10 protein-coding genes and 2 pseudogenes are annotated in these 13,036 nt (G+C 68.5%); 5 read left to right on the top strand and 7 right to left on the bottom strand.

All coding sequences use genetic code 11. From position 1 onward, the window contains the following. Positions 1-1,064: cytochrome P450 (locus RF637_RS12070; protein ID WP_368844950.1), on the bottom strand; the 1,064-nt coding region annotated here is incomplete at its 3' end. A gap of 210 nt (positions 1,065-1,274) precedes the next feature. On the opposite strand from RF637_RS12070, the gene RF637_RS12065 reads away from it, so the two are divergent. Beyond that, the gene (locus RF637_RS12065) at positions 1,275-2,339 is read left to right on the top strand and encodes a 2,3-butanediol dehydrogenase (RefSeq protein ID WP_368844949.1); all 1,065 of its coding nucleotides are present in this window, start codon (positions 1,275-1,277) and stop codon (positions 2,337-2,339) included. A 209-nt stretch (positions 2,340-2,548) separates the two neighbouring features. Here RF637_RS12065 and RF637_RS12060 read toward each other — a convergent pair. The 4 genes and pseudogenes from RF637_RS12060 to RF637_RS12045 all read right to left on the bottom strand — a co-directional run. Beyond that, positions 2,549-2,848: pseudogene (locus RF637_RS12060) on the bottom strand (transposase family protein); the annotation flags it as partial. A gap of 196 nt (positions 2,849-3,044) precedes the next feature. Then, the gene (locus tag RF637_RS12055; RefSeq protein ID WP_368844948.1) at positions 3,045-4,280 is read right to left on the bottom strand and encodes a DUF4097 family beta strand repeat-containing protein; all 1,236 of its coding nucleotides are present in this window, start codon (positions 4,278-4,280) and stop codon (positions 3,045-3,047) included. An 8-nt stretch (positions 4,281-4,288) separates the two neighbouring features. Further along, positions 4,289-4,945: a LuxR C-terminal-related transcriptional regulator gene (locus RF637_RS12050; RefSeq protein ID WP_368835481.1), complete on the bottom strand. Its 657-nt coding sequence runs from the start codon at positions 4,943-4,945 to the stop codon at positions 4,289-4,291. Between the two features lies 1 nt (position 4,946). Beyond that, positions 4,947-6,611, bottom strand: coding sequence for a histidine kinase (locus tag RF637_RS12045; RefSeq protein WP_368844947.1), 1,665 nt, complete (start codon positions 6,609-6,611; stop codon positions 4,947-4,949). A 273-nt stretch (positions 6,612-6,884) separates the two neighbouring features. On the opposite strand from RF637_RS12045, the gene RF637_RS12040 reads away from it, so the two are divergent. Further along, positions 6,885-8,225 (top strand): acyltransferase, encoded by a 1,341-nt coding sequence (locus RF637_RS12040; protein ID WP_368844946.1) that lies wholly within the window; start codon positions 6,885-6,887, stop codon positions 8,223-8,225. A 177-nt stretch (positions 8,226-8,402) separates the two neighbouring features. Here RF637_RS12040 and RF637_RS12035 read toward each other — a convergent pair whose 3' ends face one another. Then, positions 8,403-11,054 carry an alpha/beta fold hydrolase gene (locus RF637_RS12035; protein ID WP_368844945.1) on the bottom strand — a complete coding sequence of 884 codons (2,652 nt, stop codon included), beginning with the start codon at positions 11,052-11,054 and terminating at the stop codon, positions 8,403-8,405. A 128-nt stretch (positions 11,055-11,182) separates the two neighbouring features. Here RF637_RS12035 and RF637_RS12030 point away from each other — a divergent pair, with 128 nt between their 5' ends. From RF637_RS12030 to RF637_RS12020, 3 genes and pseudogenes are all read left to right on the top strand, one after another. Further along, entirely contained in the window at positions 11,183-11,758 is a 576-nt protein-coding gene (locus RF637_RS12030) for a hypothetical protein (RefSeq protein WP_368835485.1), read from the top strand. Positions 11,759-11,762: 4 nt separating this feature from the next. Then, positions 11,763-11,969 carry a hypothetical protein gene (locus RF637_RS12025; protein ID WP_121544373.1) on the top strand — a complete coding sequence of 69 codons (207 nt, stop codon included), beginning with the start codon at positions 11,763-11,765 and terminating at the stop codon, positions 11,967-11,969. Further along, a pseudogene (locus tag RF637_RS12020) lies at positions 11,968-12,159 on the top strand (xanthine dehydrogenase small subunit); the annotation flags it as partial. The gene RF637_RS12025 and the pseudogene RF637_RS12020, both read left to right, overlap by 2 nt. Before the next feature lie 233 nt (positions 12,160-12,392). On the opposite strand, the gene RF637_RS12015 reads toward RF637_RS12020, so the two are convergent. Then, positions 12,393-12,905 (bottom strand): nucleoside deaminase, encoded by a 513-nt coding sequence (locus tag RF637_RS12015; RefSeq protein ID WP_368835486.1) that lies wholly within the window; start codon positions 12,903-12,905, stop codon positions 12,393-12,395. Positions 12,906-13,036 lie beyond the last annotated feature (131 nt).

Genomic DNA, 13,036 nt, shown 5'->3' with positions numbered 1-13,036 from the left:
CCGTACACCAGGTTGTACGGGGCGTTGCCGACCGGGTCGAACGCCTCCGGGTCGCCGAAGATCCGCGGGTCACGGTTGGCGGAGGTCCAGTTCAGGAGCACCCGGTTACCAGCGGCCAGTTCTCGACCACCGACTGTGACGGGTTCCGTCGTGATGCGGCGGTTGGCGACGAACGGGTCGTCGATCCGCAGGATCTCGTCGAGGATCGCGTCGAACTCCCGGTCGGACACCTCCGAACGCAGCCGGTCCTGCAACTCGGGATGGTCGGCCAGATAAGTCAGTACCACGCCGGTGCACAACGCCATTGATCCCAGGTCCCCGCCGGTCCAATTGCGCAGGATCGAGACGATCTCCTCGTCGGTGAGCTCCCGCCCATCAACCCGGGCACGCACGAGCTCGGTGGTCACGTCATCGGGCGCGTCGTCGCCGGCCTCACGGCGGACGTCGGTCAGGGACCGGATGATGGCGTCGAAGCGCTGGGCGACCTCCGCGGTGCGAGAAGCGTCTCGGGAGCGGGTGGCGGCATGGTTGTCCTGCATCCACTGCAGCAGATCCTCCTCCAGGCCTGCAGGCCACCCCAGCCAGGCCGTCTGTGCCCGCACCGCGAAGCGGGAGCCGATCTCGACGGCGTCGATCGGGCTGGGGACCTCGAGCTGGCCCACCAGGTCGGTGGCGACCCGCTGCACCACCGGCTCCAGGGCGCTCATCCGCTCAGGGGTGAAGTACCGCTCCACGAGGGCGCGGAAGGCCGTGTGGGTAGGACCGTCAAGACCGTTGGGCACCTGGAGGTGACGGGAGACCGCGTTGGAGAAGCTCTCGTGGTCCAGCGCGGCGGCGGTGACGTCAGCGTGGGTGAACAGCGTCCAAGCACCACTGGTGTCGCGGGCTACGGGACAGCGTGAGCGCAGCTCGTCGTAGGCGGCCACGGGGTTGCGACGGACCTGCGGGCCCCGCGGGTTCCAATCGGACTGGACGGGATCCGTGGCAGGCTCCGGCGCCACCACGGGACCAGTGACCGGGTCCGTGTCGGGGATGATCTCGTCGCTCGGCATGTGCTCCGTCATGCTTCCATCCTGGCATGGGCCATCTGAGTCAGGAACTCCCTCCCAGTACATGTGAGGCAGTTCACTGGGCAACTACACCTTTCGGCTACCTCAGGGACTCTCCTCCTGCCAAACCCAGGATGCTTCACTACAACCATGTCTCAGCCTGGAGGGCTTACCGGATTCCGTGCCAGTGGCTACGTTGGAGTGGGACCTCGGAAGGAGAGTGCGATGAAGGCAGTTCTGTTTTACGGCAAGGAAGACCTGCGCATTGAGCAGATCGAGGAGCCTCAGCTACGGCCGGGCACGGTGAAGATCAAGCCTGCATACAACGGAATCTGCGGCAGTGATCTGCACCTGTACGAGGACGGGCCGATTCCACCGGCTCCAACAGCCGAGAAGCCGCACCCCATCTCCGGTGAAACCCTCCCCGTGGTCCTGGGCCATGAGTTCTCGGGAGTGGTGGAAGAGCTCGGGGATGACGTTGAGGGTTTGTCGGTTGGTGATTCTGTGGTGGTGGAACCGCTGATGGTGGACGGGACGTGTCCGGCTTGCCAGAAGGGTGCCTACAACCTCTGCGAGAAAATGGGCTTTATCGGCATTTCCGGCCGCGGTGGCGGGCTCAGTGAGCACATCGTCGTCGAGCGGTGCTGGGTGCACCCTGTCGGTGAGATGCCTCTGGATCAGGCCGCGATGATCGAGCCGTTGTCTGTGGCCGTTCACACGGTCAAGCACGCTAGGGCTCAAAGCGGTCAGACTGCGGTCATCGGTGGGGCCGGACCGATCGGCCTGCTCGTGGCTGCCGTCTTGAAAGCCCAGGGCGTGAAGACCATCGTCAGTGAGGTGTCGAAGGGTCGCCGTGAGATGGCCGCTTCGACCGGGGTCGCCGACGTTGTCGTTGACCCCACGAGTGAGGATTTGAATGCAGTGGTCGCCTCCCACACCGGTGGGGCTGGGGCTGAGTTGGCGTTCGACGCCGCAGGTGTTGGTTTTGTGATGGACCAGCTGCTGGAGGTGCTGGGCGCCGGAGGGCGGCTGGAAGTCGTGGCAATCCACTCGAAGCCGGTTCAACTCGATATCACGGCGCAGTTGACCATGCAGGACCGCGAGATGGGCAGCTCGGTCGGATACGCGAATGATCACGCTGATGCGATCGAGCTGGTCCAAAGAGGCAAGGTGAACCTGGAACCGTTCATCACCAGCCGCATCCGCGCGGACCAGATCATCGAGGAAGGATTCAAGCGGCTCATCACGAACAAAGACAGCGAGGTAAAGATCCTGGTCTCGATGAGCTAATCAGGGCCGCGGCAAAATCGTGTCTTACTACTACAGCCGCGCGCGTGAAGGGGTTAGTCCCGGGGACCGTAGGCCCATCAGGTGACATGTGATCTGACATGTTCACGGAGGGGCGGGGATATGGAGAGGTACCCGGGATGAAGGTCGGATGGGCAGCCTGCAAGGAAAGTCTTTACATAAGGCCGGTTATCGGCCCCGAGGCGGGAGCTTTTGAAGGGGATGTGCACCCCGATCTCAGCCCCTTGGTAACCCATGTCGGCTAAAGTCGGCAAACCCTTGGCGGCGACCGGGTACAGGGCACCCGAGCAGTGGGCCCGGGCTGCGGTGATGTCGTGGGTGGAGCCGGGTTCTACTGGGGAGGTCCACAGCGGGAAGCCGGTGGGGGCGGCGATGACTGGGACATTATCGCCGAATCTCTTGTGCTGGCCCGAGTACCAGGCGTGATTACCGGCCTCCGTTCGTTCGGCGACCCGATCGGTGGGGATCAACGTGCCATCAAGCGTCACATAGGGCAGATGATCGTCCTGTGCCTTGGCCAGAGCCTCGTGCAGCTCGGCAGCCTGGGCGGCCGCCTTCACCCAGCAGGATGTCACCAACCACTACCGCGCCGGCGCGTGGAAACACCCATGAAAAACCCTGCGCCCACCTGGTCGGCGGTGACGCGGGGCGCCCGCTCCCGGACCCGTATGCCCGGGAGCGGGAGTCTCAGTTCCCGTCGGCGGGGGACGGTGTGGCGGATCCCGTGGGGGATGCGGTGGCCGCATCCGTTGCACGGTCGATGGGCTGCTTCGACTCCGTCGCCCGCTCGGAAGACCGAGGCGCCTCCCCGTACTCGCGGGCCACCTCGTCCCACCCCTGGCTCCACTCCCGCATGTAGGAGTAGTCATTGACGCCCACCGGCGTACCCGACACGAACAAGCACGGCCGGCCCTCGGGGGCTGCGGCGCACACCGTGTCCGCGCTGACCTCGGACGGCCGCGCGGCGTCGTCGCCCGTATAGTCCGGAGAGGTGGGCGCACCCGAGGAACGAGCCCCACCCGGCCGTTCGTTGGACCCCGGCGTCGTGGTCACGGGGTGCTGCGGGTCCGCGACGTCGCGCTGGCTGTCCTGCGGGTACCAGTAGTCGGCGGCGGGCATCGAGATCCCGTAAACCCCGCTGGTCGCGGTGACCGAGGTGCGCTGAGGAGCCGTGCCCCGCACGTTCACGAGCGCCCCGCCCTGGTTGGTGTGTGCGTCCAGCCGGTTCTTCACGCTGACCCCGTCCAGGAGCACCTGACCCGTGGTGACGTGGGCGTCAAACACAGCGGCCTCCACGTCCGTGGCGCTGATGGACCCCAGATCGGCCCTCGCCCGCACGTCCCGGTACGTGCCGTTCACGTGCACCGCTCCCGTGCCGCTCTTGAGGTCGAGCGAGGTGCGCGGGCCGTCTTGAGGAACGGTGATACTGACGCTCTGCACGCCGGAACCCCATTGAGAGGGCCGGCCGGGCATATCCAGCTGCAGCACGCCGTCGCGAACGGACGGGATGACGCCGCGCTCGGACAAGGACCATCCGGATTCGTGCCACTGCACTTGGACACGATCAACGGTCGGGCTCGTGTTCACGCTGACCATGCCCGAGGGGGCGTCGATCCGGATCCGTTCCACGTCCGACGACGCCGTCCACGAACCGTCCCGCTCCTGTGTCATGGCCACCGCGGTGGCGGTTCCGGCCCCGCCGAGCAGCAGGGCGAGGGCACCCACACCGCCCACCACGGCGGTCGCGGTGTTCCAGGCGCGGCGCTCACCGCGCCCCACGGGACGGTCGTTCCGAGGATCAGGCAGGTCCCGGGGGTCGGCACCATTCCGCGGGTCGGAACCATGACGGGGATCGGACCCATGACGGGGGCCGGCTGCGTTGTGAGGATCGGGCGTGGGATGCGAGGGATTCTGATTGCTCATGAGATGTCCTAAAGAGAGTGGTCCGAGTAGCCCAGGTACTTGAGAACGGCCAGAACCCTGCGGTTGCCGGTCTCGGAGGTGACGCCCAACTTGGCGAAGATCGAGCCGATATGTTTCTCCACGGCCGATTCGGTGAGGTAGAGATTCGCGGCAATGGATGCGTTGGACAGCCCCTGCGCCATGAGCGACAGGACCTCACGTTCGCGCGGTGACAGCAGTTCCATGTCCTCCCGGCGCCGCGAGCGCACCAGGATCTGGGTGAGCACCTCCGGGTCCAGCACGGTCCCGCCCGAGCCCACGGTCTGCACGGATTCCAGGAACTGGTCCACGTCCGCCACGCGGTCCTTGAGCAGGTAGCCCAGCCCCTCCCGGCGGGACGCGATGAGCTCGGACGCGTAGCGCTCCTCCACGTACTGGGACAGCACCAGCACGGCCACGCCGGGGTGGCTCGAGCGGATCAGCACCGCGGCGCGGATCCCCTCGTCGGTGAAGGTGGGTGGCAGTCGTACGTCCACGAGCGCGAAGTCCGGCCGGTGTTCCTCCACGGCCCGCACGAGTCCCTCGGCGGTATCCGTCTCGGCCACGATCTCGTGCCCCGCGTCCGTGAGCAGGCGGACCAGTCCGGCGCGCAGCAGCACGGCGTCCTCGGCGATCACGATGCGCATCTCAGTTCCCCCGTCCGTGCTGCCCGGCGGGCGACGACGCCACTCCGCCCGTTCCCGCCCCCGCCGCACCGTGCGCGGTAGGACCGGTTCCGGGCGCGGTGTGGACCCCGTCGGCGTGGCCGGGGTGAGGGGGGTATGCGGTGCCGGACGCGCGCGGGGCGCTGTGCGTCGTCGTCGGAGGAACACCCGTGAGGGGCAGCTCCACGATGACCTCGGTGGGCCCGCCTGCGGGCGAGTTCACGAAGAACCTGCCCCCGGCCGAACGGATCCGGTCCTGGATCCCGGAGAGCCCGCCCCCGGGGACCACACGGGCGCCGCCGCGGCCGAAGTCGCGCACACCGGCGACCACGATGTTCGCGCCCGGTGCGGCGCCGTCCTGGATGGACACTGCGACGTCCGCAGAGCGCGCCCCCGAGTACTTGATCGCGTTGCTGAGGCTCTCGGAGACCGCGAAGTAGATGGCCGCCTCCGTGCGCGGCTGCAACCGGGGGACGTTCACGGAGACGTCCACGGGGAAGGGTGCCTGGGCGGCGACGGCGGACAGAGCGGCGTCGAGCCCCCGATCCTCCAGCACGGCGGGGTGGAACCCGCGGGCGAGCCGGCGCAGCTCGGTGATCGCGGCCTTGGTGGTGCCGTGCGCCTCCGCCACGAGCTCCTTGGCTGCGGCGGGATCCGTGTCGATGCGTGAACCGGCCATCGAGAGGTTCATGGCGACCGAGACCAACTGGGGTTGGACGCCGTCGTGCAGATCGCGTTCGATGCGCGAGCGCTCGGTCTCCGCACCGCGTACCGCGGACTCCTTGGCGGCGGTCTCGTACTCGGCGAGGCGCTGCAGCTCGTCCGCTTCACGGCGCAGTCGCGCGGCCTCGCTCAGCCGCAACAGCCCCGCGGACAGACCGCGGTGAGCCAAGGTGAGCAGCACCGCGAGCGTGATGCTCAGCAGCACGCTCGTGACACCCAGCATCGGGAGCGTCCAGCGCGGGGTGCTCTGCAGCGCGGGCCACAGCACCGAGGACTCGGAGGCGAACCACGGCGCGAAGGTCAGCACGAGGGCCGCGCTACCCACCACGAAGGGCAACAGCATGAGCCAGCCCAGCGCGCACGTGAGCGCCACGTGGAGCATGCCGAGCCACAGGGACCCGTCGCTCGCGTCCAGCCACCACTGGTGCGGGACCCGCACCCAGTCGGTATGCGGGCTGCGGCGGCGCTGGGGGTCCCGGATGTCCAGGCCGAACGACGACGCCGAACGTCTGCGTTCCAGCCACACCGCCCCCATCATCACGTACACGGTCGCGGCGAGGATCAGCACGCCCAGGCCCAGCGCCGGAACGGTTGCGGCTCCCACCGTGAGGAACGTGAGGATCACGACGAGCAGCACGGTGTTGAGCACCGAGTCCACCACGAGGTCCAGGGTCCCGAAGAACAGGGTCTTGAAGGAGAAGGTCCGCCACTCGCGGGGAGCGATGTGCGGCCCTTCCGATGCCGGGCGTGCCACGGAGGCGGCCCGCGGGGGTTCCGGGTGCCCGGGAGGCGGCAGGGTCCGGGTGGTCTCAGCGTCTGCGGGTGAGGAACCGGCCGAGGGCATCGGCCGGGTGCGTTCGGTGTCCGAGGAGATGGGCTCTGTGGCGTCCCACGGTGGCGTGGGATTCGAGGCTGTGGTGCTCATGGCCTCCACGCTACGGACACCCCCGTGGATCCCGCGCCAGAGCTGGCCACCGAGTCGGGGTGGGGTTTTCCGCACCCCCGGGCTGCGGGATGTGGTCTGCGGGGCGCCTGCTACGTGGTGCGGGGTGCGTGCTGCGGGGTGCGGCGTCCGCTCCGCGAGCGCGCGTCTCGTGAGGCGCCAGGTGCGTCCCATCCGGGTACCGCGGCGGCGCGGATGATCCACATGTGCGCGCCCGCCCGGGGTTCCGTGTTCGCGCGCCCTACAGTGTGTGCCATGAACGACGACGTCCGCGCCCTCGGGCGGCCCACCGCCGTTTCCGTCCCCGAGGGGGACTTCGAACGCGACCCCGCCGTGGACGTCGCCCACGTGGGGTGCGTGATCACCGTGGTGTGCAGTCACATCCTCATGGTTACCCTCACGGCGGATCCCGCCACCGGGGAGATCCGCTCTGTCCTGGTCCCGACTCAGCAGCCCTGGTACTGGTGGGCCACGTGGCTCCTGCAGATCATGCCCCTGTTCTTCGTGGTGGGTGGGACGGCCACGGCTGGGGCGTGGCGGCGTCGTCGGGCCCGGGGAATGGTGCGGGGCGAGTACGTGCGGGAACGCACGCTGCGGCTGATCCAACCCGCGGCGGTGCTGTGGTGTGTGCTCGCCCTCGGTGCGGGGATCGCGGTGGTGGCGGGAGCCGGGATCGAACTCGTGACGTTCGCGCTGTCCGGTGTGGGGATGGCGTTGTGGTTCCTGGCGGCCTACCTCGTCTGTCAGGGATTGGCACCGCTGTTCGTGGACCTGCACGAACGCATGGGGTGGGTGTGGTGCTGGTTCCTGTTCTCGTGCGCGGTGGCCGTGGACCTGCTGCGCCTGACCACCGGCTGGCAGTGGTGGGGGCTGCTCAACATGGTGTTCGTGTGGCCGCTCATCCAGCAGTTCGGCTTCTTCCGGGCGGACGGGTGGTTCGGGGCGCGGCGTCGACCGGTGCTCGTGGCGCTTGCCGCGGGATGCTACGCCGTGTCCGGGGTGTGCGTGGCCTCCGGGTCCTACGCACCGGACATGCTCACCAACCTCAATCCGCCCACCGTGTGCATGGTGCTGCTGGGCTTCGCTCAGGCGTGTCTGCTGGAGGTATTCTCCCCGCTGTTGCGGCGGGCCATGCACTCCCGGGTGGTCCGCGCGGTGGTGTATGTGGTGGGCACTCGTGCGTTGACCATCTACCTGTGGCACCTGCCCGTGGTGGTGGCGGTCATGGCGGTGTGGTTCTTCGCCGTGGGCTACGACCCCGTCCCCGGTTCCGCCGACTGGTGGTGGCTGCGGATCCCCTTGACCGTCCTGTGTTGGGCGGTGGTGCTCGTGGTGGCCACGGTATTGCGGCGGCTCGAGTCCTCATCCACGGCACCGTGGGGCGCCCGCCCCATCCGGTTGTCCAATACCGCCGTGGTCGTGGCACTCGTGTGTGCCGTGGTGCCGCCGTTGTGGGAGATCGTCACACTGCTCACGGTGCCGTTGACGGTGGCCGGCGCCGTGGGAGCGGTGGCCGCGGTGGTGCTGCTGCGCAGTGGCCGCGTCCCCTCGCGGGCCGAGCGGGCCGAGACAGCGCCCACTTCCCAGGCCCGCTGAGGCCACACGGCTTGAGCGCTGGACACTGTGAGGCACGCTGAGGCCACGCGGCGAATTGTGGGCACGCAGAGGCCACATGGGGTGGAGTGAAGTGGCTTCCACGCGACTAGAAATTACGCCATGGCCTCGGAGTGCCTGAGAGTTACGCCTCGGCACGGGAGCCCCGCCGGAAGAGGCTCACCCCTCCCGCGGATCCCCCAGGTGGTCGATGACCAGTTCGAACAACCGCGGGACCACCATGGGGTGCACCTGGTGGCCCATCCCGGGGATCCGGACGAAGCGCGCATGGGGGATGACCTCGGCCGTGGCGGGGCCGCCGTCCGGGCGCACGATCTTGTCCTTGTCCCCGTGGATCACCAGCGTGGGGGCGGTGATCCGGGACAGCACCTCCGTGCGGTCCCCGGATGAGCGGATTGCCCCGATCTGACGGCGCATCGCCTCAGCCTCACCTCGCGGATCCAGGCTGCGGTCCCAGTGGGTTGCGGCGAGTTGACGTTCGTACGCCACGTCCACGGGGAACCCCGGACCGGCCAGGTGGTGGGACATGACCAGTCGCCCCCGGATGTACATGTCCCGGGTCTTCGCCCCGGGGAACATGAGCAACGCCGCGGTGGAGGTCGCGGCCGTCCCCACGGACGGATCGCCCGTGGTGGAGCACAGGGAAATGAGTCGCCGCACCAGCTCGGGGTGGTGGCCCGCCAACGACTGGGCGATCATCCCACCGAGTGAGAACCCCATGACATCCGCTCGCTCGAACCCCAGCGCCCGCAGGGTGTCCGCGACGTCCTCGGACATGTCCTCCACGGAGTACTGCCCCTCCGGCAGGGGCCCGCGCAGCAACCGGCGGGCCGAAGGGGACGTGGAGGTCACCCGGAAGGAACGGCCCACGTCCCGGTTGTCCAGGCGGATCACCCGGTACCCGCGATCCGCGAGGGCATGGACGAAGGACACGGGCCACGTGGCCAGGTCGAACGCGAGCCCGGTGATCAACACGAGCGGCGCCCCGTCGGACGGCCCGTCCAGGCGCACGCAGATGAAGCGGTCATCATCCAACTGCACCGTGCGTTCCTCACCGCTTTCACCGGGGCCCGTGAGCAGGGCGGGCAGCTGCTCGGGAACGGGAGCGGCGGCGTCGTCGAACCGCAGGAATCGATCCACGACCGGCTTACGCAACAACTGACGCCGGTCATCGAAGTAGTTCATGGCCATCCGCCACGGCGCCGTGTCCCCCTGGCGGGGCAGCTGGTCGAGGGAGCGTTGGACGTAGCCGGCGTCGAAGTCCAGCAACGGGCGCGTGCGCAGGCCCTCGGGTGCGACCGGGCGCACGGACGCCGCGCCCACGGAATCCGTGTGCGCGATCAACCGGGACAGCCAGTCCACCACGAGTCCGATCTTCAGCGTCCACGACCCGTTCGTGTACCCAATCGCGAAGGCCAGGTTGGGCACGTCGCTCAGCATGGCGCCGCGGTAGGCGATCCGCTCGGGGAGGTTCACGGGTCGCCCGTCCACGCTCAAGCGCGCGCCACCGAACATGAGCAGGTCGAAGCCCGTGGCGCTCACGACGACGTCCGCCGCCACCCGCCGCCCGTCCGCCGCCACCCGCCGCCCGGCCGTCAGGACGAGGCCGTCCGCGTCGAAACGGTCGATGCCCGCGGTCACGATATGGGCGTTGGGTTCGTGCAACGCGGCGAAGAAATCCCCGTTGGGCGCCACGCACAGCCGTTGGTCCCACGGGTCGTACGGCGGGGTGAAGTGCTCCCGGACGGAGACGTCCGCAGGGAGGCGACGGCGGTTCACGGCCGCGATTCCCGCCCGCATCACGCGCGGCGCGGCCTTGCTCGCCACCCACAGTGCTCTCTGCCCCGCGGCCATGAGCGGGCGCAGCACTCGCGCCGCCCGTGTCCTGCCGAGCGCCATGAACAGCACCTTCTCGGCCACGCCGGGGGAGGGTAGGGGCAGGATGTACGACGGCGTCCGCTGCACCATCGTGGTCTCGGCACCCCGCGTGACGAGCTCGGGCAGCAGGGTCACCGCGGTGGCCCCGCTGCCGATCACAGCGACTCTTTTGCCCCGGACGTCCAGGTCCTCGGGCCAGAACTGGGGATGCACGAGCTGGCCCCTGAACCCGTCGACCCCCGCGAAGTCCGGGATGTGGGGACGGTCGTAGCCGTAGTACCCGGTGGCCATGAACACCCACGTGGCGGTGACCGGCTGGGTCTCGCCGGTGCCGATGGGTTCGGGTCGCGCGGCGCCGTCGACCGCGGCGTGCGCGGATCGATCGGAAGTTGCGGGGCGTTCGGCGTTGCCCGGCACGGTGTCATTACGGGGGTGGCGACCGGACGGTGCGGCGTCGTCGGGCTGCGGGCCATCAGCCGAGTGCCCGGGTGCGCCGCCGACGTCGCTCGGAGCCGCCCCCGCGCGGGGTTCGGGTGGCGCGGTGCGCTCGACCGTCACGGTCCAGTGGCTGGTCCCGGAGGACCAATCCGCGGCGGTGACGCGCCGGTGGTAGTGGATGAGCTTGTCAACCCCGGAGGCGCGAGCGGTGTCGCGGATGTAGTCCAGGATCGCGGAGCCCTCCGCGATGGGGTTCTGTCGGGTCCACGGGCGGAAGTCGTAGCCGTAGGTGTAGAGGTCCGAGTCGGAGCGGACCCCCGGGTAGCGGAAGAGATCCCACGTGCCACCGGAGTTCCCGCGGGACTCGAGCACCGTGATGCTCTTGCCGGGATGTTCGTGGCGGAGTTTGCAGGCCGCCCCGATCCCGCTGAGGCCGGCCCCGATGATCAGGATGTCGGTGTGCTCGGGCAGCGCTGCGCCGGCGTGCTCGCTCATGGATTCATCGTATGGTCCTCGCGGGCACCGCACGCGCTACCCCGGGAAAGTGGCCGGATGGCCATTGTCCGTGGACCATGGGGTTCCTAGGCTGGGGTCCACATCATCGCCCACGCGAAAGAATTGACATGGATGCCGTAGGTGGGATGGTCCGCAGGACAGCGGGAATCACGCTCCTTGCCCTGCTGTTCCTCGCCCTGTTGGTGACGAATTCCTTCGCGTCGGAGCCGGTGTCCACGACGAGTGCGCAACCGGTGACCACGACAACGGCGGAATCGATGGGGATATCCGCATCCGAATACGCCCGAATCGTGCGAGCAGCCAACGCCGCGGGCATCAGCGAGACGCAGGTTGCCGCGGACATCGACTACGCGACCCGGACCACCACACCCCACCGTTTCCCCGGGGTGGTGAGCATGAGTGCATCGGCCCAGGTCAACGGCTGTTCGAACCCCGTGCCCGGCCATGGCTATCAAAACGCGCTGTTCAACGCCGACTGCAACGCCCACGACGTGTGCTACTTGGCCGAGGGCGACGCTGGCCGCTCCCGCGCGCAATGCGACAGCGAATTCCGCAATGCCATGAATGCCACCTGCACACGCACCTACGTGAGCACGGACATCGAACACAAACGCTGCATCGGCACCGCCAGTTATTACTACTGGATGGTCAGGGCATTCGGCGCACCCTATTTCAAGGGATAGGACCATGAAGAAATTCAAGGGAGAAATCATCCTCGCCGTCAGTGGCGCAGTCTTGATTCTGTGTGCCTGGGTGTCCTACGTGAGCGCTTCCTGGTTCCCGGAGGCCACCCTGTCGTCCCCGGCCGTCCCCTTCTTCCTGCTGATCCTGGCCGGCACCGTGTTCGTGTTGTGCGCCGCCAGTGGGATTGGAAAGCTCATCAATAAGGACTGAGGGCGGGGCGTGGGCCGTGCTCGTGGCCCGCCCGGACGGCACCGACCGCACCCGGTGGACCTCCATCAACGCGTGCCTTCCGCCCGCCGTGGCGTTCGACGGCCAGGAGGTCGTCACGTCCGAGGGGTTGGGCACCGCTCCCGGCCCCCGCGGTCCCGGTCAACTGCACCCAGTGCAGCAGGAGATGGCCGCGCCGGTGCTGCTGTCCCTGGGCGTCCGTGGTGCTCGCGTCCCGTGACGCCGAGCGCGAGGTCCCCCTGGACGATTACTACACCGGCGTCCCCTGGGGAGCGTGGTGCTTGTCATGTCAGATGCCTCCGTTCACGGCCGGTGGCCGCAGGTTCGGCGATCTTCTGTTTTTCCCACCGTCGACCAGGTGGCGAAGTGTCCGAATCTAGCGATGATGCAGTGGATGGATTCGGGTCAGTACGCGGTGCGGGAGGTGTTGGCCGCCCATGTTTCGAAGGGTTTGGTGCGGTTGTCGATGCCCACGTGGCGCACGGGCAGCAGTTCGTCCCGCTGGGCCCGGGTGGCGGTGAAGAAGTCGTAGAACACGGCGTCGTCGAAGCCGCCGTCCGCGGCGTCGTGGCGGTCCGCGGCGAAGTACACGGCGTCCAAGCGCGCCCACAGGGAGGACGACAGGCACATGGGGCACGGTTCGCAGCTCGAGTAGAGCACGGCGCCGCTGAGGTCGTACGTGCCCAGGGCGGCGCACGCGGCGCGGATCGCAGAGACCTCGGCGTGGGCGGTGGGATCGTTGTCCGCGGTGACGCGGTTGACCGCCGTGAACTCGCGCCCGTCCGCGGTCACGACGACGGCGCCGAACGGGCCGCCGTCCTCGGAGGCGTTGCGCACGGCCACGTCGATCGCGCTGCGGAGGTGGCGTTGCACGGAGGCGTCGGCCGGGGCCGAGGTGGTGTGGGTGGGAGGGGTCATGGTGCTTCCTGTCATGGGTCTTAGATTGCGGTGGTGAGAATCAGGGGGAGTCGCTCTTGTAGACGCGATGGATCTGGCCGGTGTCCGTGAGCTCGCCGCTCTCCACGCGACGGCGCGCTTCCACCACCCAG

The sequence above is a fragment of the Kocuria sp. CPCC 204721 genome (assembly GCF_040980945.1).
GTDB lineage: Bacteria > Actinomycetota > Actinomycetes > Actinomycetales > Micrococcaceae > Kocuria > Kocuria marina.
The sequence above is the reverse complement of the archived record's forward strand: the minus strand, read 5'-3'. Positions and strand labels throughout refer to the sequence as shown.

Bases quoted from the DNA above. Each gene is read 5' to 3' on its own strand.
- RF637_RS12065 (WP_368844949.1), top strand. From the start codon at position 1,275: ATGAAGGCAGTTCTGTTTTACGGCAAGGAAGACCTGCGCATTGAGCAG.
- RF637_RS12055 (WP_368844948.1), bottom strand. From the start codon at position 4,280: ATGAGCAATCAGAATCCCTCGCATCCCACGCCCGATCCTCACAACGCA.
- RF637_RS12050 (WP_368835481.1), bottom strand. From the start codon at position 4,945: ATGCGCATCGTGATCGCCGAGGACGCCGTGCTGCTGCGCGCCGGACTG.
- RF637_RS12045 (WP_368844947.1), bottom strand. From the start codon at position 6,611: ATGAGCACCACAGCCTCGAATCCCACGCCACCGTGGGACGCCACAGAG.
- RF637_RS12040 (WP_368844946.1), top strand. From the start codon at position 6,885: ATGAACGACGACGTCCGCGCCCTCGGGCGGCCCACCGCCGTTTCCGTC.
- RF637_RS12035 (WP_368844945.1), bottom strand. From the start codon at position 11,054: ATGAGCGAGCACGCCGGCGCAGCGCTGCCCGAGCACACCGACATCCTG.
- RF637_RS12030 (WP_368835485.1), top strand. From the start codon at position 11,183: ATGGATGCCGTAGGTGGGATGGTCCGCAGGACAGCGGGAATCACGCTC.
- RF637_RS12025 (WP_121544373.1), top strand. From the start codon at position 11,763: ATGAAGAAATTCAAGGGAGAAATCATCCTCGCCGTCAGTGGCGCAGTC.
- RF637_RS12015 (WP_368835486.1), bottom strand. From the start codon at position 12,905: ATGACCCCTCCCACCCACACCACCTCGGCCCCGGCCGACGCCTCCGTG.